Source organism: Flavobacterium rhamnosiphilum (assembly GCF_004349195.1).
In the GTDB taxonomy this organism is placed as follows: Bacteria; Bacteroidota; Bacteroidia; order Flavobacteriales; family Flavobacteriaceae; genus Flavobacterium; species Flavobacterium rhamnosiphilum.
Genome location: NZ_SMLG01000004.1, coordinates 100,659 through 125,147 on the forward strand (window position 1 = coordinate 100,659; position 24,489 = coordinate 125,147).

Consider the following 24,489-nt stretch of genomic DNA (forward strand, 5'->3'; position numbering starts at 1 on the left):
GTAATTAAAAAATTAAATTAACTATTTTAATGTGTTATTCTCATAAAAATTGGTTTAAAATTTAATTATCAAAAAAAATAACTATTTATTTTTTTATGTAGAAAAAAGAACTAATTTTGGTTAACCAATTTAATAAAAAATGGAAGAGCTTGATTTAAACGAATTTAAAATTTCGGAAGGAAAAGAAATTATACAGAAATTGAAAGATTTAATTGTTTCACAAAAACTGAAACCAGGTGACAGGCTTCCTTCTGAAAGGAAATTATCCGAAGAATTTGGTGAGAGCCGTAGCAATGTCAGAGAAGGAATTAAAAAACTAGAATTGTATGGGATATTAAAGACCTCTCCTCAAAGTGGTACTTTCTTAGTTAATCTTGGTGTTCCAGCACTAAGTGGAATGATAACTGATATCCTGCAATTAAAAACACCTGATTTTAAGTCGTTGGTTGAAAGTAGAATTATGTTAGAGATGCAAGTAGTTGCCCTTGCAGCCGAAAGAAGAACCGAAAAGCATCTTGAAAATATAGAAGAAGCATTGATTGCCTATAAGAAGAAGGTGGAAAGTAACGAAAATGCAGTAGAAGAAGATCTAATATTTCATTTGAGAATTTCTGAAGCCAGCGGCAATCCAGTTTTGAATACTTTAATGCTTATTATAACTCCTGAAATTATTACAAACTTTGAAAAATATCACGTTTGTGCTAAATCGATGTCAGGAGATAATATAATTGAACATCAACAAATTTTTGAAGCTATAAAGGAAAAAAATCCAGAAAAAGCAAAACGTGAACTGCAGTTTCATTTCAAAACATTATATGAATATTGTAGTAAAACCGATACTTTAATGAATTTATATGATAAAATCATGTAATCTATTTTAAATAATTTATGATAACCATTATTACCTTTTGTGTGGTTAGTAAATGACGCATAAATCAATAGAAAATAAGGATTTAATATCAACTTAGCTAGCCATAAATTATGGAACTAATAATACTTCATAGCAGCTTCTTTAATAATACTAACCTAAATGATCAATTTGAAGTTATAAAATCAAAAAAATAGAATTTAAATCTGAAAAATATTACTTCAAAAGACATAAATAAATATGGAATACCAAATAACAGGACTGTTTATAATAGGATTGCTTATAATACTTACTTTATTTTTTTTGCTAAAATTAATTATAGAAGAAAATGAATATAAAGGATTATCAAATCCATTTTACAACTCAAATTACAAAAAAGAAAAAGAAGCAAAATCAAGGTAGACATTGAAGAAGCAAAAATCAGCTGATTTATAGATAAAGCTTTTGGAATGTAAACAATACGTCCACAAAAACAGACTAGTACGCCATTGTTATTTAATAGATTTTTATACTAAATGTATAATGATCCTATTACGTAAAGGGATTCTATTGAAGAAACTGAAAGTAATTTATACCAAATGTTGCTATACGAATGGGTTAAAAATACGGAAGTTTTTATTTTAAGTAGTAGTTGAGTTTCAACATAAGTCAAAGAAATAATAATAAGAAATTTTTAAATTATGAATTTTAAATTCCTTTTTGCAATAGCAACAATAATTGGTTTTGGCGTGAATGCCTATTCGCAAATCGTCACGACTGCTTCCAGCTTGCAGAGTACCGTTAACGAAGCTGCTTCAGGAGCTACAATTATAGTTAAAAATGGAACTTATGCTGATTTTTATGCAACTTTTATTAAAGTAGCTACCGTAGAAAATCCGATTACGATCAAAGCAGAAACAATTGGAGGTGTTATTTTAACAGGAGATTCTCGTTTTGTATTTAAAAAATCAGCACATATTATTTTTGAAGGTTTTGTTTTTGATTGCACTGGTAGTAATACTTTGATGAAATTAGAAGCATCCAATAATATCCGAATTACAAGAAATGTTTTTCAATTAGATACACCAGTTGCCATAAAATGGATTGTTGTTGGGGGGTATTATGATGATTACACGTTTCAATTTTTGAGCCATCATAATAGAATAGACCACAATATCTTCAAAAACAAACTTACTGGAGGAAATTTTATCACAATTGATGGAACGTATAACCAAACAAAAACTGAAAATTATCAGTCTCATCATGACAGAATTGACCACAATTATTTTTACAAAAACGCTCCAAGAGCTGTAAATGAGAAAGAATCCATCAGAATAGGAAACAGTCAGTTGTGTAATTCCAGTGGGTTTACAACAGTTGAATTTAATTTGTTTGAAGAGTGCGACGGCGATCCTGAAATTGTATCTGTGAAATCTAACGATAATCTTATTAGACATAATACTTTTAATAGAAATCACGGAAGCTTAACACTTCGTCAAGGAAATAGAAGCCGTGTGGAAGGTAATTATTTCTTTGGAGGAGGAAAAGCAAATGGAATGTTCGAAACACAGCCCATTTATACAGGGGGTATTAGAGCGTATGGAACGGACCATATTATTGTAAATAATTATTTTGAAGGTTTACAGGGAACGGTATGGGATGCGCCGATAACATTAACTCAGGGAGAAGTAATAACAGGTTCAAGTACTAATTATAGTCTGCATTATAGAGGGGAACGTATTACCATTGCATACAATACTTTAGTAAACAACGCTTACGGAATTGAAATTGGATATCCAAAATCAGATGGTTCTTATAATAAAAAATTGTTAGACATTAAAATTGCGAACAATTTGGTTGTAGGATCACAAAACAATTTGGTTAAAATTTATACTGATCAACAGGGGGGAGTTACATGGTTTAACAATATAATGTATGCAACTGGAACCGCACAGATAGTTACTGGTGGACCCGCATTTACAAATGATCAAGTTGTAGTTCAAAATCCTAATCTCGCTTCAAATGGCACCATCTGGAAAGCTACAAGTACTTCTCCGGTTATTGCAAATGCAGTTCCTGCTTTAAATGTGAATGAAGATATTGACGGTCAGCTAAGACCCACAATTAGTAATGCAGGGGCCGATCATTTCAGCACTGGACTTGTTACTTATTTTCCTGTAACAATTGCTGATGTAGGTCCAAATGCACCAGAAGAAACCCTTTCTGTTATTACATCAAATGTTCCTGCAATGTTATTGTATCCAAATCCGACAAAAGGGGATTTTGAATTATCAGTTCCATTTTTACAAAATGAATTAACGATAGAATTATATAATATTCACGGGCAGGTTATTGCAAAAGGGATTTATGCTGTTGTTTCTGGAAAAATACAGTTAAATCTTGATAACCAACCTGCAGGGTTATACATTCTAAGGGTAAACTTAGACGGTAATCCAGTTAATTATAGAGTAATTAAACAATAAAAAATACAGTTTAATTATAGTTCCAATGCAAATACTTTATAGGGCAACAAAAGTTTTTTGTACTCCTTTTATAGGAATTGACGGTTATGCCATTATAAAGTTAGATCGCTTGGAGAAGTTGATTGGTACTAAATATTAATGTCAAGAGTGTAAATCTGAAATTTCAGATTTCTTTTTATAGGGAAAAGCAAATGACCACCCAGTTGCTTTTTAGCCTTACTATTATAACATCTAATTAAAAAATTTATGAAATTAAAAACTTTTTTTCTACTCTCAGCTTTACTGCTGTCGAGTTTTATTTTTGCACAAGATTCTTACACTTTGACTGGAACAGTAATTTCAACCGAAGACAACTCCACTCTTCCTGGTGCTTTGGTAACCGTTCTTGGAACAAAAACATCTGCAATTACTGATATTAATGGCGCATTTTCCATAAAAGTAAATAGTACTAATTCCATTCAAGTTTCTTTTATTGGAAAACAAACAAGAGTAATCTTATTAGGAGGAATTACAAAAACAACGGTATCGCTTAGTGATGAAAGTAACAAGTTGGATGAAGTCATCGTAGTTGGTTATGGAACCCAGAAAAAGTCATCAGTAACGGGATCTGTATCTAAACTTGTAAATACTAACCTTGACGAAAATTCAGTTTCTCGTGTTGATAAAGCTTTACAAGGTAGAATTGCAGGTCTTCAAATTCAAAATACAACTTCTGAGGTTGGCGAAGCACCGCAAGTTAGAATACGCGGAATGGGTTCGATTAGCGCAAGTAGTGACCCTTTAGTAGTTGTTGATGGATTCCCTGTTCAAAACGGATTAGAGTTCATAAACCCTAGTACAATTGAATCCATTGAAGTACTGAAAGATGCCAGTTCAACCGCAATTTATGGTTCTCGTGGAGCAAACGGAGTTATTCTGGTAACTACAAAATCGGGTTCAGAAACTAAAACATTGTATGAGTTCAAAAATTATTTTGGTATAAAATCGGTTTATGAAAAAATCGACATGTATGACACTTATGGGTATACAAATATGCTTAGAAAAGAACGTCAACTTGCTGAAAATTATACGGCAGGATTAGCTGGAACTGAACCTGCACAAATTGCTTATACTTCTCGTGAAAAAGGGATGCGTCAAGTTGCCAATAATTCAAATGGAGGAACCGATTGGCAAGATGAAGGGATTAGAAATTTTGCAACGATTAAAAACTACCAATTAAATGTTTCTGGTGGGGGGAAAGCTTCCAATTACTATATTTCCAGTCAATATATTGAAGATGAAGGGTTGATGAAAGATAATTTGCTAAAACGGATCAATTTTCAAAGTAGAGTACGTGCTAAACTATCAGATAAACTTTCGCTAGATGTCAACATCAGACCTTCCTACAGTCAAAAAAGAAGATCAACAATTTCTTATTCAGATTTGACCCGTTCTTTAGGATTTATGCCTGCAAGGCACAACGAATATACCTCCGCTTTAACAGGATACCAAGTCGGAGAATATGCTCATGGAAGGCATTTTAACAATGTAAACTTCAATTATCTTGATGAAGATGGAGTACAACAAAATTTCACCACATCCCTTTTTGGAACCAATAATAATAACCCAATTTCAAGAATGGAAAACGAAAAAAGGGTTATTAATGACTATCGATTGTTGACCAATTTTGCCTTAGAATATAAATTTAATAAATATTTTACATTCAAAACTTCTGGTGGCGCAAACGTAGATTATTCAAATTATGGACGTTTTAGAAATACGCAAGCCGATCAAACTGGTCAGGCCATTGGAGAAGATGACAGTAACATGAAAACAGATCTTCTTACTGAAAACACCTTGAATTATAAGTGGAAAAATGACAATCACAGCATTGATGCTCTTGGAGGAATCACGTACCAAAAAACAAATAGTAAAGGAACTGGAATTTACGGAACTCAATTTCCATCAGATTATATCGAAACAATAAATGCGGCAAATATTATCGACGCTGATGAAACTTTTACAAGAAAAGAAGTAATTGGATTGTTGTCCTTTTTAGCAAGAGTAAATTATTCCTATAAAGATAAATATTTACTTTCTATTGCAGCCAGAGCTGATGGTTCGTCCTTATTTGGACCAGAAAATAAATACGGGATTTTTCCTTCAGCTTCTATCGGTTGGAATGTAAGCGAAGAAAATTTCTGGAAAGAAAATATAAATTTCATCAATAAATTTAAGTTAAGAACCAGCTTTGGTGTTACCGGAAATAATGATATTACGAATTATTCTTTCACAAATCTTTTATACTCTTCGAATTATTCTTTAGGCCAAGGAGCTGGAAATGTAACATCCGGATTAGGAGAAACAGGAAATGTTTTAGGAAATCCAGGTATTGGTTGGGAACAAACCTTAGAATATGATTCAGGGGCTGACATCAGTTTTTTCGGTAATAAATTGAATTTTACACTTGACTATTACTATTCTGTTACTGATAAATTATTGTTAGAGCAAAATGTATCTTATATAACAGGACACTCTCAATATTTCAATAATATTGGAAAAATTCAGAATAGAGGTTTTGAAATTGAAATTTCTGGCAACATCAAAAACAAAAATTTCACATGGAAACCAGCTTTTAATATTTCAGCAAACCAAAACAAATTAATTTCTCTTGGAGGAGAAGCACAATTTATCAGTCAAGGAGAAAGAAATGAAGAATATATCGCAAAAGTTGGAGAAAAAGCAGTTCAATTTTATGGATATAAAATGATTGGTGTTTGGCAAAGTGCGGAAGAATTAGCTAATAACCCACATTCAGCTGATGACGCTGTTGGTGGAATCAGGGTTGCAGATGTCAACGGTGACGGAATTATCAATGCAAATGACAGAACAGCCTTAGGAAGTCCATTTCCAGATTTTACTTGGGGATTCTACAACGCATTTACATTTAGAAATTTTGATATGAATTTCTTAGTTCAAGGCTCTGTTGGTGGAGAAGTTTTCTTCGGAGACGGATATTACAACGAGATGAGATATCTATATAAAGATTTTGCCGAAGGAAGATGGTTTAACGAGGGTGTTCCAGCAACAAAACCGCGTGAAAACAATGGTAGAGCTTGGCAAAACACGGACTATTTAGTTCAAGATGCTTCTTATATGTCTTTGAGAACAGTGACATTTGGTTATACCGTCCCAAAAGATTTCACTAAAAAAATCGGACTTTCAAAAGCACGGTTTTATTTTTCAGGAGAAAACCTTTTGTACATAAAAGCGTCTGATTTCTGGGGATTGAACCCTGAAGGAATCACAACTGGAGGCATTTATAGTTCTCCCTTGGTTTCTGGATATCAGCGTGGTGCTTTCCCTATTCAAAAAACAATTTCTTTCGGAATTGACATTAATTTCTAAAAAAATAATTGGTTATGAAAATATATAATTTCCCTTTTAAAAGTATAAAATTGCTATTTCTGAGTACCGCTTTTTTATTCATAAGCTGTAATGAAACGCTAGATCTAGAACCCATTTCTGAAATTGGGGTGGGTGAGTTTTACAAAACGCCGCAAGAAGTAAATTTAGCAGTAATCTCCATCTACAACAGTCTTTATGGCATGCAAAATAGAGAATGGATGCTAACAGAATTGCGTTCGGATAACACGTATATGAACCCAAATTCTACTGAAACTAAAGATTTAGCAGTACGTGAAATCGATCGTTTTGTACAAAGTTCTCAAAATATTTACCTTCAGGAATATTGGAAAGCATGTTACAGAACCATTAATCTTTCCAATATTGTTTTACAAAATCTTACTGTTGTAACAGATCAAGATGCCAGAAATAAATATGAAGGAGAGGCACGGTTTTTAAGAGCCCATGCCTATTTCAATCTTGTACGTCTTTGGGGTGGCGTTTTCCTCATAGAAGCCCCCGTTTCTGGAAGCGAAGCAAAAATGATGGATAGAAGCCCGCAAAGCGAAGTTTACGCATTTATTGCAAATGACCTTCGTTTGGCTTCAGATATGTTGCCTTTGTCTCAATCTGGGGCAAGTTTAGGAAGAGTTGCAGCAGATGCTGCAAAAACCTTACTAGGAAAAGTGTTAATCACAGCAGGAGGTGATGCGAATTTAACCGAAGCCAGATCGGTTTTAGGAGAAGTTGTTACTGGAAATTTCAGATTGCAATCCACTTATGGGGCGGTTTTCAATATCGGAAATGAGTACAACAATGAAATTATGTTTGCTGTTCGTTATCAGTCGGGTAGTGTTGGTTTAGGTTCTCCACATCCCAATTTTTTCGCACCATTGCAAAGTGACAACTATGTAGTTTTTGGAAATGGTGATGGATTAAATGTTCCAACGGCTAATATGTCAGCGGCTTATTCAACAGGAGACCCCAGAAAAGCATCTTCAATGGCCGATACTTGGATTGGTTTCAACGGAGCAATCAGACAAGACAAACACATAACAAAATACAATTCGACTTTCAACACCGTTGACGATGGAGGAAATGACTGGATTATTCTTCGCTATGCCGATGCTTTATTGTTATTGTCTGAAGCAATCAACGAGCAAAGTGGCCCGTCTGAAGAAGCTTTAGGATATTTAAACCAAGTGAGAACACGTTCGTTAGGAGCCTCCGCTGCTTTAAATTTAAACACTGTTTTTACTTATTTTGATTTCAAAGCAGCTTTGGAAAACGAAAGAAGATTAGAGTTCGGTTTTGAAAATCACCGTTGGTTTGATTTGGTGAGAACAGGCAGAGCTGAAATTGTTATGACACAACATTTTGCTACAGAATTCCAATATAATGATCCTGCACATCCCTCTTTGAATATGGGACCGCTACAACATTACCAAATTTTCTTGCCGATTCCGCAATATGAAATTGACTTGAACCCAAATATTGCTCAAAACACCGGATATTAATTTTTAGGGATATGAAAAATTTAAAATATTTATTAACCGTTACATTCTGTCTGATTTTCTTTGGAAATGCAAACGCTATTGAAATTAAAGTTTCAAATGCAACTGAATTGACAGAAGCGATTTCCAAAGTGAAACCCGGTGATCGCATCATAATGTCAAACGGGATCTGGAAAGATACAGCCATTGAGTTCCATGCAAACGGAGCTATAAAAGATTCTATTTTCTTGGAAGCTGAAACAGCCGGAAAAGTAATTCTTTCTGGAAATTCTTCTTTGAAATTATCGGGTGAATACCTTGTAGCAAAAGGACTTTGGTTCAAAAATGGGTATAGTAAATTCGTGATTTCTTTTTCAAGCAAAGACAAAATAGCTACCAATTCAAGAGTAACAAATTGTGCTATAATTGATTACAATCCAACAACGAAAACAGAAGAGAATCATTGGATCGAATTATGGGGAAAAAATAATCGTTTCGATAACAATTATGTCGCTGGAAAAAATAATGGAGGATGCACTTTGGTTGTTTGGCTGAAAGGAGAAGAAAGTCACCAAAACTACCACAGAATTGACCACAATTATTTTGGAGAACGCCCGCCTTTGGGATCAAATGGTGGCGAAACCATCAGAATTGGAACAAGTCATAACTCCATGTTTCAATCCAATACAATAGTGGAATGGAATAAATTTGAAAAATGCAACGGTGAAACTGAAATCGTTTCAAACAAGTCTTGCAATAATATTTTTAGAAACAATCTATTCTTAGAATCTCAAGGTTCCATGGTTTTCCGTCACGGAAATGATTGTCTTGTGGAGAACAATGTCTTCCTTGGGAATAATCAACCTTATACCGGTGGCGTTCGTGTCATTAACGAAGGACATACGGTAAAAAATAATTATTTCTATGGCTTGACCGGACAAGATTTCAGAGGCTCGCTGGTCTTAATGAATGGTGTTCCAAACAGTCCATTGAATCGCTACAACCAAGTGAAAAACGCAAAAGTGATGAATAACTTTTTTTACAATTGCAGTGCATTCCAACTTGGTGCTGGAAAAGATGAAGAGCGATCTTTAGCACCTATAAATTCTACAATTTCTGATAATATTGTATATTCCGAAAGCGATTCTGAAGCAATCACTTTCTTTGATGATAGGAAAGGAATTACTTTTAAAAACAACATCATTGACAGTAAAAATTCTAAAAAATTAGAAGGGTTTACGTCAAAGAAATTGTCTTGGAAAAAAGAGGGAGAAATTTTTATTCCTAATGAAAAAAGTGGAGTTAATTTTTCCGTTTTCTCAAAAGTAATTGCTAACAAAACAGGAACTTCTTGGAATCCTATTGCTAAAAAAGTTGCCATTCAAGAGGAAACCATCAAAGTAGAACCAGGAATAGGAACACTTGAAAAAGCAATAAAAAAAGTGAAAGGAAAAACCAAATTCGTTTTGGCTCCAGGAACGTATCTTTTAGACCATTCGATAATTATCACGGATAATATTACGATTCAAGGAGAAGATGTAGCTTCAACAACAATCATCAGCTTTAATCCAGATGCGGAAAAAATCTCGAATTATTTATTCAGAGTGGAATCTGGAGCACGATTATTGCTTGAAAATGTAAGCCTTACAGCAAAGAACACACAGGCTGTAAAGTATGCAATTGTTTCTCCAAAGGATGATACTCCGGGTTTATATAGCGTTTTTATAAATAAATCTATTATTTCTGATTTTACAAATGCAGAAGGGGGTTCGGTTTTCAAAGCTTCAAAAGGAACTTTTGCTGACACAATTAAAATCAGTAATTCTGTTTTAAGAAATAATTTCAGAGGTATCAATCTTTCTTCTGAAAAGGAGGATAAAGGAAAATACAATGCTGAAAATGTAATTCTTGAAAATACCGTTTTCACAGATTTTTCGCAATGGGTTTTGAATTATTACAGAGGCGGAAACGATGAATCAACAATTGGCGGAAATTTAGTAATTGATCATTGCATTTTTACAAAAGTTGGTGCTACAGAAAAAGATTTAGTATTCCAAAACAAAGGAATCGTAAACCTGAAAATTTCAAACAGTGTATTTTTTGAAAATTCAAAAGTCACAAATCCAATTCGTTTGAATGGAAAAAATAATTCGATTAAAAATTCTGTGATCTATAATTCCGGAGCAATCAAACTTTCAGGAAATGCAGTTTCAGAAAATTTAAACTATAAGAATCCTTCTTATCAAGATTTGCAAAATTTTATCCTACAAGACAAATCTCCATTGAAAGTAGCAGGAACAGACAAAAAGGATATTGGAATTTCAGTTGTTAAATAATTAAAACAAAAAATATGAAAAACACATTATACAAAAAAATATTCGGGTTAATCAGCATCATCTTTGCGATGGTATTTTTTGCCTGCGATGCAGGTATCGAAGTGGATAAAACTTTTGAAGAGATTCTTGCAGCACAGCCAACTGTGGAATCTTTTTCGCCAACTTCAGCGCCAATTCAAAGCCTGGTTACCATTAAAGGCACTAATTTGAATTTTGTGACCAAAGCATATATTGGAGCTGTTGAAGCAGAAATTTATTCTCGAGAAAACTCAAGTACATTGATTATAAAAGTTCCTGCGAGCGCTGTAAATGGAATTATCAGATTAACTACTGATTCTGGTAAAGAAGCTTCAGCTACCGAAAATGTGTTAATTACATATCCAGTTCCCGTTATAGAGTCGAAAATTCCAACAATCTCAATCGTTAATGAGGTTATTACGATTACAGGACAAAATCTTCAAGTAATTAAAAGAGTTACTTTTGGTACAGTTGACGGAATTATTGAATACCAAGACAACAGAACTTTAATTGTAAAAACTCCAAATACAGGGCCAAGTCCGTTGGTTTTGGCATACAGCTATAATACAGTTTCAGGAGAAGTTGCGGTTCCATTGGAAAGCAATTACACTGTTGATATTCCATCTCCAGAAGTGACCGGTTATCCAAAATTGATGATTAAGAATACGCAGGTTCAAATTGGAGGAACGGATATGAATTTAGTGACAGGAATCGTTTTTGGAACTAGAGCTATTGCAACTTTTAATGTGACTCCAACAAGTGTTTCTTTTACTCCACCAGCAGATTTGCCTACAGGATTTTATGTAATCAAACTTATTTATGGTAGCGGAATGGAAGTCTTAAGCCCTCAAATTGCTTACATAAATCGGGATATTCAGACTTATTTCAACTTTGAAGCACAAGGAATGGAAGTGATTTCAACCGGTGTAGCGGCACAAATTACGGCAAACAAATTGAATGGAACAGTAGATCAATCACCATTTCCAAACAGCACCAATTACCACCATTTAAAAATGCTTTCGCCAACTGATAATGGAAGCAGCATTGCTTTTATGAGATTTTCTTTTGCTACAAATGCAACTTGGAAAACTGCTTTCGATGCAGGAGCTTTCAATAATAATCCAGTTTTGCATTTTTGGCTAAATACAAATAATACAACTCCTACTTTAAGATTATATGCGACTTCTGCAGCAAGTAAAAAATTGGTTCACTATAATACTGGTGGTGCATGGAAATTGGTCGCAGTTCGTTTGAGAGATTTATTTCCAACGGTTACGGCTTCTGATTTTGTAAGTGGAAATTATATGAGGATTAGCTATTTGACTGATAATCAGGCTAATGTTCCGTTAGAAGTGAATGCAGATTGGTTTATCATTACAGATGAAGTTTTAACTGGAGTTGGCGCAATCGATTTGACCAGCTCATTTAATTAATAAATTTACAGAATGAAATTTAAAACAATAAAAGCAATTGGTCTGACAGCACTTTTTTTAGTGTTGTCTGACATCACTTTTGCCCAGCAATATGAGCCACTTTTGCTTTTGTCAAAATCAGAAGCAAAAAATATCAGTCAGCATTTAGGCGATTATAAAATTTTGGGAAAGTCTTTTTCAAAAGTAAAAATGGATGCTGACAAAGCTTTAGAAAAGCCAATCGAGGTTCCAATTCCAATTGACAACGGAGGTGGATATACGCACGAAAAGCATAAAAAAAATTACAGGGATTTATATTATGCCGGATTGGCTTTTCAAGTTACCGCTGAGAAAAAATATGCGAAATTTGTAGAACAGATGCTTTTGGAATATGCAAAGATTTATCCCGGTTTGCCTTTGCATCCAAAGAGAAAAGCAGAGCAAAATTCGGGGAAATTATTCTGGCAAGGTCTGAACGACTGTGTTTGGCTTGTAAATGGAATTCAGGCTTATGACTTGGTTAAAGAAAGTATCGGCCCAAAAAACAGAGCGATTATAGAAAGAGATGTCTTTAGAAGTATGGCTGCCTTTTTGAGCGAAAGCGAAAGCGGGAAAGACACCTTTAACAAAATCCATAATCATGGAACTTGGGCAGTAGCCGCTGTTGGAATGACTGGTTATGTTTTAGGGGATAAAGATATGGTGGTACGTGCTTTAACAGGTTCTTCAAAAGATAAAAAATCGGGTTTCCTGAAACAGATCGATATGCTTTTCTCTCCTGACGGATATTATTCTGAAGGGCCTTATTACCAAAGATATGCATTGCAACCGTTTATGGTTTTTGCAGAAGCAATCAACAGAAACCAACCTGAATTAAAGATTTTTGAATACAGGAATCAATTACTGAAAAAAGCGTCAAATACGGTTTTGCAACTAACCGATTCAAACGGTTATTTTTTTCCAATAAATGATGCTTTGAAGGAAAAGAATTTTATGACTGAAGAATTGGTTTTCGCTACGAATATTGTTTTCGAAAATTATAGCGACACTTCGATTCTTCCTGTAATCCAACAGCAAAATGAGGTTTCTATTACTGGAGCTGGTTTGAAATCTTCAGAGGCTGTTCAGAATATGAAAAAGCAAGAATTCGTAAAAGATCCAATGATTATTACTGACGGACCAGAAGGAAAATCAGGTGGTTTGGCTTTATTCAGAATGGATACGAAGAAAAAAGACGAGCAATTGACAGCAGTTTTCAAATTCGCTTCACAAGGAATGGGACACGGACATTTTGATCGTTTAGGAATTATGCTTTTCAATAATGACAGAGAAATTCTTCAAGATTATGGTGCGGCACGCTTCTTAAATGTAGAATCAAAAAACGGCGGTAGATATTTAGATGAAAACAAAACTTGGGCACAACAATCTGTGGCGCATAATACTGTAATTGTTGACGAAAAATCACATTACAATGGTGATTGGAAAGAAGCCGAAAAACAAGTTCCTCACACTGTCTTTTCGGATATTTCCAATCCAAAAATCATCCAGATTGCAAGTGCTGTGGAAAACAATGCTTATGCTGGAGTTGAAATGCAAAGAACGGTCGCTTTGATTGGGGCCGAAATGCCTTTTGTTTTGGATATTTTTTCTTTAAAATCAAAAGAAAAACATCAATATGACCTGAATTTCATGTTCAGCGGGCAAATTATGGAAACAAATTTTGATTATGTACCATCGCTTACAAATCTTACTCCACTAGGAAAAGACAACGGCTACCAGCATTTATGGAAATTGGCAGAAGCCAAAGGAAATCAAGGTCTTTCAAAATTCACATGGTTGAATGACAGCCGATTTTACACCATTTCAACTTTGACAGATGATTCAAATAAAGTAGTAGTTACAAGACTTGGAGCGAACGATCCGAACTTCAATTTGAGAAATGAATCAGGCTATATGATCAGAACTAACGATAAGCAAAATTACACTTTCGTTAGTGTTATAGAACCTCACGGAAGCTTTGATGCAAAATTAGAATCCGTTCAAGATCCGCATTCAAAATTAGAATCCATCCAGGTTTTGAAACAGGACGAAAATTATACGGCGATTTTGGTTAACTTCAAAAATAATAAATCGTACACATTAATATTCGCAAATAAAGAAACATCGTCAACTTCAAAACATAAAATTTTCCTCAAAGGAAAAAATATGGAGTGGAAGGGCAGTTATACATTAATTACAAATTAGAAAGAATGAATATCAGAACAAATGCATTTTATGTAGAAAGCGAAAATCCTTGGGAAGCAGTAGCCGAAGGTGTAAAAAGGCAAATCACTGGTTATGATGTCAGTATTATGATGGTAAAAGTAGCCTTTGAAAAGGGAGGAATTGGCCCGATTCACCAACATTATCACTCACAAACGTCTTATGTTGTTTCAGGGAAATTTGAAGTGACTATCAATGATGAAAAGAAAATTCTCCAGGCAGGAGATGCTTTTTACATTGAACCCAACATTCTTCACGGAGCAATTTGCCTAGAAGGCGGAATGTTGATTGATGTTTTCAGTCCGATTAGAGAAGATTTTATTTAATAAAAATCTTCCAATTGTTGTTGAGTATGGAATTATCAAATTCTCGAGACGAATAGCGTTTTTAAATTATCGAATTATGGAAAAACACACTTTGCTAGCAGAGATTTTATAAGTAATTAGAGTATTCGAAGCAAATGCACAAAATCCCTGCAGGTTTTCTTGCTTCAAGGGATTATTCAGATTGCGAAGAGATCAAAATTACAATAGATAGTTAAATCAATTTTTTAATATACCATCAATTAACCCTTAACATTAAAAAAAAAATGAAAGTAAATAGTATATCTTTTTTCGTATTCCTGTTAAGTTTGTCTATGCAGGCACAAGAAAATATTGAAATAGTGCAAAAAGCGGTTGTATTTCCAGCTAATTATAGTGCCAAGTTGGACGTAGTTTATACCCAAGTTGGAGACTGGGAGGGGAGAGTGGATCTTTATCTTGCTCCTAATTCAAAAGAACGAACTCCGGTAATTATTAATATTCATGGCGGGGGATGGAAATCTGGTGTAAAGGAAACCCAAGGAGGTTTTAATACATATTTTAAAGAAGGTTTTGCCGTTGCCAATATGGAATATCGACTTACTGGCCAAGCCACAGCACCTGCGGCTATAGAAGATACCCGTTGTTTACTGATTTATTTAATTAAAAATGCCAAAGAACTAAACATAGATGTAAATAAGATTGTGATAATGGGAGGAAGTGCTGGTGGACATTTAGCTTTAATGGGAGGTCTTCTGGGGAATGACCATCGTTTTGATGTCAATTGTTCTGGTATTGAAAATGTAAAGGTTGCCGCTATTATTGATAAATATGGTATCACGGATGTTTGGGATTGGGCATATGGTCCACAACATAAAAGTAAATCACCTCTTCTATGGTTGGGTGATAAAGCAAAAGACGAAGCATTTGTGAAGTCTGTATCTCCTATTTTTTATGTAAATAAAAACAGTCCTCCCACTTTTATTGTACATGGTGATGCAGATCCTACAGTTCCCTACCAGCAGTCTGTTGATTTGTATAAAAAGTTCCAGGAAGTTGGGGTTAAATCAGAATTTATGACTGTACAAGGCGGACTTCATGGCAAGTTTGAAAAGGAAAAAAACAAGGAAATAAATGTAGCTATTATTAAATTCATTAAGAGTTTGGATTCTTTTATAGAAATATAAAATCACAGTATAAATTTATTTTACTTTTTAATACCCAATGTCCTGCAAGGTTTTTTTAGCTTTGTAGGTTTTGTATATATTGTAAATCTAGTTCCAATTATTTTAGAGAAACTTTGAATTGTTGTGTTATCAGAGGCTATTACTTTCATTCCGTTTGTTTTTTTTCTAACGGAAAAATATTGTTCCAGTAGCTGATAATCATTAATTTATAGCAATGAAGACCTAAAAATTAGGTGGATAAAATTCAGTCTTATAAATAATGGCTTTTTCTGGGAGTAACGAACTATTTTTTAAACCATAAAAAATAGTGCCTGTTACTAAAACTAAAAAATAACAGTCTGGAATTTCAAAACTATCCCAATGAAAAAGCCATATTTCCTACTAATCTAACCTTAACCTAACAAATTATTTTTTTAAACTTTTAATAATGTCGATGCACTCTTTGGTTAAAGCTTCAATTTGTATAAAATTAAAGTTCCCCTGCGCATCCATTTGTATCAATTTAGAACCAATTCCAACACAGCTAACTCCTGCATCAAACCAGCTTTTCAAATTTTCTTGTGTAGGTAAAACGCCACCCGTCGGCATAATTGATGTCCAAGGTTGTGGCCCTTTTATGGCTTTAATAAATTCTGGGCCATAAATATCTCCCGGAAAAAGCTTTACAATTTCGCATCCTAATTCTTCTGCTTTTGCAATCTCAGTGAGTGTCCCACAGCCAGGTGACCATAATACTTTACGCCTGTTGCAAACGATTGCTATATCCTCACGAAAAACAGGAGTGACTATAAAATTAGCTCCGAGTTGCATATACAAGGAAGCAGCTGCAGCATCAGTAATTGATCCTACGCCAAGGATCATTTCTGGTAATTCTGCAATGGCATATTTGTTTAATTCAGCGAAAATTTCATGAGCAAAATCACCTCTGCTGGTAAATTCTAATAATCGAGCGCCCCCATCATAACAAGCTTTCAACACTTTTTTGCTTACTTCAATATCGTTATGATAAAACAACGGAACTAATCCGGTTTCTTTCATTTTTGACGCCACTTCTATTCGTGTAAATTGAGCCATTTTTTATGTTTTTATCTGGATACTTTTCCTGAAAAATCTCCGTCAAGTAATTTTTCTATTTCTTCAATTGTGATCAAATTATAATCACCGGCTATTGTATGTTTTAAACAGCACGCAGCAACAGCAAAGTTTAGTGCTCGTTGTTTGTTTAACGGTTCTTCACACAATCCGTATATTAACCCTCCCATAAAAGCATCTCCACTTCCTACACGATCTACCACTGGGGTTACTTCTTTGACATCCGCATTGAAAATTGTTTTCCCATCATATAAAACGCCACCTATACGTTGATGTGATGCACTAACGGAATATCGTAAAGTGGTTACAGCTGTTTTTAGAGCCGGACAAAGGTCAAATAGTTTGTCATACAAAACAGGCAGAGAAGCCTCATTTTGATAATCTGGATTTACTTTGTCTACCCCTAACATAAAATAAGCGGTATCAATATCCCCTAAAATTAGGTTACTATACTGGAGCATTTCAGGCATAACTTCCTTAGGTTGTTTTCCATACTGCCAAAGCTTTGATCTGTAATTTAAATCAGTAGAAATCGTAATCCCTAATTCATGTGCTGCCTTTATAGCTTCAAAACAGGCTGCTCCAGCACTTTCAGAAAGGGCAGGAGTTATACCACTCCAATGAAACCAAGTAGCCTCTTTTAATATTTCCTTCCAATTTATAGTGCCTTTATTTATCGTACCCATTGAACTATTGGCTCTATCGTAAATCACGTTACTGGCACGAGTGCTAGCTCCTGTTTCTAAAAAATAGATTCCAAGTCGATCCCCTCCGAATACCACATTTTGACATCCAACATTTAGTTTACGCATTTCCTTAAGTGCGCAAGTGCCTAACTCGTTGTTGGGTAGTCTGGTTATAAACTCAGCTGATAAACCATAATTCGCCAAGGAAACGGCCACATTAAATTCGCCTCCTCCATAAGTTGCTTTATAAGACTCGGCTTGAGAAAACCTCAAATGTCTTTCAGTCGAAAGACGGAGCAAAATTTCACCAAAAGTGACTACTTTTTTCATTTTATTTAAATCCAAATGGGTTTGTTTATCTAACTAAATGCTAAACCACCGTTAATATCAACATTATTTCCACTTAAGAATGAAGCTTCATCCGAAGCAAGGTAAGCTACCAGGTCAGCAACTTCTGAAGCATTCCCTTCTCTGCGTAATGGAGTTCCTGCTGCTACATTAACACGCACCTGATCTTTGGTAAAATCATCGTGGAATTTAGTAGCAATCATACCCGGACATATTGCGTTTACTCTGATACCTTGGGGTCCAAATTCCTTAGCTAATGAACGCGTATAGGTCAACACAGCTCCTTTTGAGGCTGAATACATTGCAGCTCCAGGTCCGCCACCATCTCTCGCAGCTTGTGAAGCAAAATTTACAATTGAAGAGCCTGATACTAATAATGGTTTGAATGCTTTAGTCACTAAGAAAACAGACTTGAAATTTACATTCATCAAAAGCTCGTAGAATGACTCATCCATTTCTTCAATAGTTTTACGAGCAAAAAGCCCTCCGGCAACGTTTACCAAAACATCTACTTTCTCGCCAAATGCCTCAACTGTTTTAGCTACCATAGTATCAATATCAGCTTGTTTCGTTACATCGGCATAAACTGCTATTGCTTGACCACCCGCTTGCTCAATTAATTGAATTGTTTCTTTAGCATCGTCTTCGTTATCAAAATAATTGACTACTATTTTAGCTCCTTCTGATGCTAATTTTATTGATATTGCACGTCCAATATCGCGAGCTCCTCCTGTTACAACGGCTACTTTTCCTTTTAACTTACTCATTTTTATTCTATTTTATATTTAATTTAATGATCTACTGGTTCTATTTTCTTTATTAATACAAATACGGACAACATTGATAACGGAGCTAATATTGCAATAATGATAAATGCAGGTGTATATGAAATTGTTGTTATTTTAGGGATTAGCCAGTTCATTATGATTACTGAAACTGCACCTATAGTTCCTGCCAGTCCGGCAAGAGTTCCCACTGAAGGACCTTTAAACAAATCACTTGAAATAGTTTGTATGTTACCAATGGAGAATTGGAAACCAAAAAGCACAAGTCCTACTATATATATAAAAGTCATCGGATTATCTTTATCAACTAAAAATATAATCCCTAATAATCCTATAAAAATTAATGTGCAACCAATAGAAATAGTTATTTTTCGTGCTATGTCTACCGATTTTGTTTCAATTAATTTTCCGCAATACCAACCTCCTAAAATACTTCCTGCCATTCCTCCTAAATAAGAAATCCAAATTGTTGATCCAATTTCCACAATACTAAAGCCAAATTTTGAATGCAAATAAAGCGGCATCCATCCCACAAACAACCACCATATAGGCTCAATGAAAAAACTTGCTGTTAGTACTCCCCATGATTCTTTATGTTTTAATATATTTAAAACACTCAAACCTTTATCATTAGAAACTTCACTATTACCCGTTTTACTACTTGAAACAATTAGATTTAATTCTTCTTCTGTAATCCAAGGATGCTTTTCTGGATTAGATTTATTAATAAATAACCAAGGAATTATCCAAAGTATGCCCACCGCTCCAATTATAATATAGGTAGATCTCCAACCAAAATGGCCATACAAAAAGCCTATTAAAACGGGAGCAATTACACTTCCTAATGATGCGCCAGCATTAAATATTCCTTGTGCTATTGCTCTTTGTTTGACAGGAAACCATTCGCCATTACTTTTAACGGCACCGGGCCAATTGCCCGCTTCCCCCAAACCTAGAAGCCCTCTAAAGAGTGTTAATGAAAATAAACCTTTAGCAAAAGCATGGAATACGGAAGCGATGGACCAAACAGCAATTGATACAACAAACCCCAAACGAGTTCCTATAATATCATATAATTTTCCTGATAAAAATTTACCAGCTGCATAGGTTACCATAAAAATATTTAGCATAACTGCATAATCGGACTCATCCATCCCTAAGTCCTTACCCATTTCTGGCCACATAATACCAAAAGCAGTTCTATCAATATAGTTGATAACAGTTGCCAGGCATATCAATGCAATAATCCACCATCTTAATCCTTTTACTTTCATTTTTTTTATTGTTTTTTTGTGTTATTTATTTTAACAATGCACAAAAAATTGCCTGCACCGCTGTTTTTCAACTGGGTGAAATTGAATTCTAAAAATCTAAATTGCTAATTATTAAGAAATAATCTAAAAAGAAGTAAGACTCAAAATGATCTTATTAATGGATACTTTCTTTTCTCTTTTTATTTCTATATTCTTTTATTTTAAAGATAAATGTGCACTTTATCTATACGTTTTAGTTATTTTATATTGTAACAATATTGATATAATGCCTTAAAATGTTCTTTCATTTTTTGTTTAGCTAATTGTGGGTTTTGAGCTATGATTGCCTCATAAATTGCAACATGTTCTTGCACGCCAATAAAAGCTTCATTTTCATCGCAAACATGGTATTTTTCAAAATTGGTAATGATCTCCGGAGTGATGATTAACATCAAATTATTGATCGTACTGTTTCCACTTGCTTTAGCTATAGCTAAATGAAAGAGCAAATCTTCCTGTACTGCATCTACACCATTTATTGCTTTTTGTGTGTAGGCGTCTAATGCCGATTTGATTCGTTTCAAATCTTCTTCAGTTCTTCGTACTGCAGCTAACCGAACTGTTTTAAGTTCTAATAAAATTCTAGTTTCAACGAGTGATTTAAAATCAGAATCCTTTAGTTCTAAAATACCATCAATTATTCCATTCATTGCAATTACTCCAATATTAGCAACAAAGGTTCCACTTTGTGGAATTGATTTTAATATTCCGTAAAATTCTAGTTTTTGAATAGCTTCACGAACACTGCTTCTACTTACTTCAAATTTTTCAGACAACATGCGTTCCGATGGAAGTTTATCCTCTGGTTCTAAATTTTTGAAGTTTATATAATCTCTGATTTTTGAGATTATCCCATTTAATACCTCTTTATTATCTTTCTTAGTAAGTACTTCTAATTTCATCTATTCTATTTTTAAATTCAAAAACTTGGTTAACCAGATTGGTTTGTTAAAAATATAAAAAAAATTAAAGCGAATTTTTTTTAATTGTACGCTCACTTAAATCTTCATAATTAGATGCGAAAAAAATTGATTTATAAAATTTGAATATTATTTGGTTTTTTAAATTGGTTTACCAATTTGGAAAACCAAATATACTTTCTTTTTCTGGTAATAAAAATTAAATCGTATTTTTTTATTAAAATAAATTATTTAAGTGTTCTTTTTATCTAGATATACTGATAAATTCAAAGTAATTAATCAAGACTGGTCTTAATCACTAAGTGTCTCATTATGAATAATCATGCTTCACATTAATTCTTAAAACACAGACAGATAGTTTAAAAGTAAGGGTGAAATAATTTAAAATAATAATAAGATTACATCTCTTTAACGTCGAATTTAAATTTGCTTTTAAATTTGTGTAGATATATCTTCAGTAAGATGAAATTAGTATTATCATGAAATCAAAAGCTCATAATTTCACAAGAAAAAATGAAAAGAAGCCCAAAACTGAGACTGAAAAGGAGAAAGCTCTGATTGAGTTAATGGTTCAGATTATTGTTAATCTAACACTTAAATGGCTTTATGAAAAAAAACTCAATAGATTTAATGCGTAACAATTTGTTTTTTGCAGTAACTTATAGAGTTCGATTCCCGTGAATTTTCCAAGTTATTTAATGAAATTGGGTCTTTTTCAGTATGAAATGAGGTAAAATTCCAGCTGTATTATTTTTCTAAATTACTTATTGTCAGATGTTTTAATAGCAAAAGGGAATAGTGTTCGACTATTCCCTTTTTGTGGAGTGGATGGGACTACAATCGAACACCTTATACCGATCTTAACTTTTTTTGATAGCTTAAAATTATGATGTAACGTGTTGGTTTTTAATATTTTAGATAATTGTTTTTTGATGATAATTTTTTAAGGTTAAAAAGTTTAACTAAGTACTTTTAATGTTTTTTAATAATTCTAAGTTTTTTAAAGGTAAAAAGGTGTAGATAAAGGTGACGTTAGAGTTCGACTGTTGAACTCTTTTTCACAGTCGAACACTTTAAGGATAGATAAATTTAAAAACAAGAAAATCATATAATCAAATTACCCTGTAATGTGACTATGTCAGGAGAATTTTCGAACCATTTTATAGATGATTTGGGGAAATTGGGTGGGAGACTGCAAATTCCGGTGATATTAACCAACAGTTTCCAATTTAAATTGGCTAGTCAATTTTTACTGGAAACTGCTGGTTAATTTGACTGTTTTTTCATTAAAATCAATTTGATTGAAATGGTAATACAAAGGAAACATTCTATTAATGTAGGGAGATTAGTTTCGTAAAAACTAATTATGAAAAAGAAGCGGGAAATCCCTTTGGTAGTTTTAAGTGATATACATTTAGGAACTTATGGCTGCCACGCCAAAGAATTATTACACTATTTAAAATCCATTCATCCTAAAACACTTGTATTGAATGGTGATATCATTGATATTTGGAGTTTTAGTAAAAGCTATTTTCCATCCTCCCACATGAATGTTTTGCGACAAATTTTAAAAATGTCAAATCAAGGAACCCGGGTAATTTATATCACAGGAAATCATGATGAAGTGTTACGTAAATATTCAGATGTAATTATAGGTAATTTTGAATTGGTCGATAAATTAATTCTAGAATTGGATGGAAAAAGGACTTGGATTTTTCATGGTGATGTATTTGATTCTTCTACAAAAGGATATGCTAAAATTATTGCCAAACTTGGCGGGAAAGGATATGACTTATTGATTTTGATAAACAGTTTTGTTAATTGGTTTTTAGTAATTTTTGGAAAAGAAAAAAGGAGTTACTCCAAAATGATTAAAGACAGTGTTAAGAAAGCAGTTTCATTCGTGTCTAATTTTGAAACTACAGCTGCAGAGATTGCTATCCAAAAAAAGTACAGTTATGTAGTTTGCGGACACATTCATAAACCACAGATGAAGGAAATTGAAAATGAACACGGAAAAGTTATTTATTTGAATAGCGGTGATTGGATTGAAAACCTCACAGCTTTAGAATACAAAAAAAAGAAATGGAGTATTTATCACTACAATAAAGCAGAATATGTTGGTCAAGAGAATAAATATGAGGATGTAAGTAATGATATTGTAACTAAAATTTTGGCGGATTAATTTTATGTCCTGCTACAAGTATTAAAAAATCTCTTATAAATCGTTTTTTTGAAAACGAAATCGATCTGATACCAATCAATATTGCTAACATGAAAATATTTTATGCCATTCAGGCCACTGGTAATGGCCACATTAGCAGAGCAATTCAATTGTATCCTTATTTACAAAAATTTGGTGTTGTTGACTTTTTTATGAGCGGAAATAATGCAAGTTTACCCGTTGATTTACCTATAAAATATAAAAGTCAGGGATGCAGCTTACATTACAGTAATTGTGGAGGTTTAGATTATTGGGAAATAGTCAAAAATATAAAACTACTTCAAATTTTTAAAGACGCAAAGTCTTTACCTCTAAAGGAATATGATGTGGTCATTAATGATTTTGATTCTATAACTTCTCTAGCATGTAAATTACAAAAAGTCGATTCGGTTCAGTTTGGACATCAAGCCAGTTTTGTTTCAGAATTAACACCAAGACCTGAGAAGAAAAGTCTTTTGGGAGAGACAATTTTTAAGCATTATGCACCGTCTCCAAAATATATTGGGTTGCATTTTGAGCGGTATGATTCTTTTATTCTTCCTCCAATAATTAAAAATGAAATTGTACAAGCAGTCCCAAAAGATTTAAAACACATAACGGTTTATCTTCCTTCTTTTGATAAAGATTGTTTAGAAAAAGCTTTTAATACGCTTGCTGAACAGGAGTTTCATTGGTTTTTGAACGATGTAAAGTTCAAGCACAGAGTGGGAAATGTAACTTACTATCCTGTAAATCAAAATTATTTTAATGAGAGCTTGATCACTTGTCATGGTATTATTACTGGAGGTGGATTTGAAACGCCTGCCGAAGCATTATACCTAAGAAAAAAAGTACTTAGTATTCCCATATTAAATCATTATGAACAGGAATGTAATGCAGCTGCCTTAAAAAAATTAGGAGTGCCAGTTATTTATGAAGTAGGAAAAAAATTTGAATTAATCATTGAAAACTGGTTGAATTCGGATACTCAAATTCCAACAATACAGGCTAATAATATACCGGAAACTCTGCAGTTTTTATTTGATACCTATAAAGATACTACTGTAAAATAATTTTTTTAATCTATTGATATTATTTTAAAAGATTTATTTATGCTGTATTTTTATTTGAAATTTAGAAAGACCAGCGGAATTTACTTTATAATTTAAACGGATCTTTACTATATATAAATTTCCAGAAAACGATATGATAATACTAGGTTGATGTTTGAAGTATCAGGACAATATTTGCATCAGATACTTTTGATCCTATCGAAATATAAAATAGATAGCTTTATATAGTTTAATTAATTTGGATTAATAAAAGAGTTGCACTACAATTCATTTATTTTTATTTTTAACAAAATATAGAAGGCAATTGTTTTTGTATTTAGTACTAAAACACAAACACATCATTAT

General features: G+C 33.4%; 17 protein-coding genes. 12 read left to right on the forward strand and 5 right to left on the reverse strand.

Annotation, left to right across the window (positions count from 1 at the left end; translation table 11 throughout):
- Positions 1-139 precede the first annotated feature (139 nt).
- The 9 genes from E0I26_RS06980 (at position 140) to E0I26_RS07020 (ending at position 15,724) form a co-directional block, all read left to right on the forward strand.
- Entirely contained in the window at positions 140-871 is a 732-nt protein-coding gene (locus E0I26_RS06980) for a FadR/GntR family transcriptional regulator (RefSeq protein WP_131915774.1), read from the forward strand.
- A gap of 677 nt (positions 872-1,548) precedes the next feature.
- Positions 1,549-3,330, forward strand: a complete 1,782-nt coding sequence (locus tag E0I26_RS06985; RefSeq protein ID WP_131915775.1) for a chondroitinase-B domain-containing protein — start codon at positions 1,549-1,551, stop codon at positions 3,328-3,330.
- Between the two features lie 246 nt (positions 3,331-3,576).
- Positions 3,577-6,717 (forward strand): SusC/RagA family TonB-linked outer membrane protein, encoded by a 3,141-nt coding sequence (locus E0I26_RS06990; protein WP_131915776.1) that lies wholly within the window; start codon positions 3,577-3,579, stop codon positions 6,715-6,717.
- A gap of 14 nt (positions 6,718-6,731) precedes the next feature.
- Positions 6,732-8,231 (forward strand): RagB/SusD family nutrient uptake outer membrane protein, encoded by a 1,500-nt coding sequence (locus tag E0I26_RS06995; protein WP_131915777.1) that lies wholly within the window; start codon positions 6,732-6,734, stop codon positions 8,229-8,231.
- Between the two features lie 11 nt (positions 8,232-8,242).
- On the forward strand, positions 8,243-10,543 hold the full coding sequence (locus tag E0I26_RS07000) for a polysaccharide lyase 6 family protein (RefSeq protein WP_131915778.1): 2,301 nt from the start codon (positions 8,243-8,245) through the stop codon (positions 10,541-10,543).
- A gap of 14 nt (positions 10,544-10,557) precedes the next feature.
- A complete protein-coding gene (locus tag E0I26_RS07005; RefSeq protein ID WP_131915779.1) occupies positions 10,558-11,994 on the forward strand; it encodes an IPT/TIG domain-containing protein in 1,437 nt (478 codons plus the stop codon).
- A 12-nt stretch (positions 11,995-12,006) separates the two neighbouring features.
- Positions 12,007-14,217, forward strand: coding sequence for an alginate lyase family protein (locus E0I26_RS07010; RefSeq protein WP_131915780.1), 2,211 nt, complete (start codon positions 12,007-12,009; stop codon positions 14,215-14,217).
- 5 nt (positions 14,218-14,222) lie between these two features.
- Positions 14,223-14,561: a cupin domain-containing protein gene (locus tag E0I26_RS07015; RefSeq protein WP_131915781.1), complete on the forward strand. Its 339-nt coding sequence runs from the start codon at positions 14,223-14,225 to the stop codon at positions 14,559-14,561.
- A gap of 311 nt (positions 14,562-14,872) precedes the next feature.
- On the forward strand, positions 14,873-15,724 hold the full coding sequence (locus E0I26_RS07020) for an alpha/beta hydrolase (protein WP_205728779.1): 852 nt from the start codon (positions 14,873-14,875) through the stop codon (positions 15,722-15,724).
- 405 nt (positions 15,725-16,129) lie between these two features.
- On the opposite strand, the gene E0I26_RS07025 is transcribed toward E0I26_RS07020, so the two are convergent.
- The 5 genes from E0I26_RS07025 to E0I26_RS07045 form a co-directional block, all read right to left on the reverse strand.
- Positions 16,130-16,798 (reverse strand): bifunctional 4-hydroxy-2-oxoglutarate aldolase/2-dehydro-3-deoxy-phosphogluconate aldolase, encoded by a 669-nt coding sequence (locus tag E0I26_RS07025; protein WP_131915783.1) that lies wholly within the window; start codon positions 16,796-16,798, stop codon positions 16,130-16,132.
- Positions 16,799-16,809: 11 nt separating this feature from the next.
- Complete coding sequence (locus tag E0I26_RS07030) at positions 16,810-17,832, reverse strand: sugar kinase (protein ID WP_131915784.1); 1,023 nt, start codon at positions 17,830-17,832, stop codon at positions 16,810-16,812.
- 29 nt (positions 17,833-17,861) lie between these two features.
- Complete coding sequence (locus E0I26_RS07035) at positions 17,862-18,617, reverse strand: SDR family NAD(P)-dependent oxidoreductase (RefSeq protein ID WP_131915785.1); 756 nt, start codon at positions 18,615-18,617, stop codon at positions 17,862-17,864.
- Positions 18,618-18,640: 23 nt separating this feature from the next.
- Positions 18,641-19,909, reverse strand: coding sequence for an MFS transporter (locus E0I26_RS07040; RefSeq protein WP_131915786.1), 1,269 nt, complete (start codon positions 19,907-19,909; stop codon positions 18,641-18,643).
- Positions 19,910-20,145: 236 nt separating this feature from the next.
- Positions 20,146-20,850 (reverse strand): FadR/GntR family transcriptional regulator, encoded by a 705-nt coding sequence (locus tag E0I26_RS07045; protein WP_131915787.1) that lies wholly within the window; start codon positions 20,848-20,850, stop codon positions 20,146-20,148.
- 497 nt (positions 20,851-21,347) lie between these two features.
- On the opposite strand from E0I26_RS07045, the gene E0I26_RS16475 reads away from it, so the two are divergent.
- The 3 genes from E0I26_RS16475 to E0I26_RS07055 all read left to right on the forward strand — a co-directional run bounded on the left by E0I26_RS16475 (position 21,348) and on the right by E0I26_RS07055 (position 24,144).
- A complete protein-coding gene (locus E0I26_RS16475) occupies positions 21,348-21,506 on the forward strand; it encodes a hypothetical protein (protein WP_165929417.1) in 159 nt (52 codons plus the stop codon).
- 728 nt (positions 21,507-22,234) lie between these two features.
- Positions 22,235-23,053 (forward strand): UDP-2,3-diacylglucosamine diphosphatase, encoded by an 819-nt coding sequence (locus tag E0I26_RS07050; protein ID WP_131915788.1) that lies wholly within the window; start codon positions 22,235-22,237, stop codon positions 23,051-23,053.
- Positions 23,054-23,142: 89 nt separating this feature from the next.
- Positions 23,143-24,144: a glycosyltransferase family protein gene (locus E0I26_RS07055; RefSeq protein WP_131915789.1), complete on the forward strand. Its 1,002-nt coding sequence runs from the start codon at positions 23,143-23,145 to the stop codon at positions 24,142-24,144.
- Positions 24,145-24,489 lie beyond the last annotated feature (345 nt).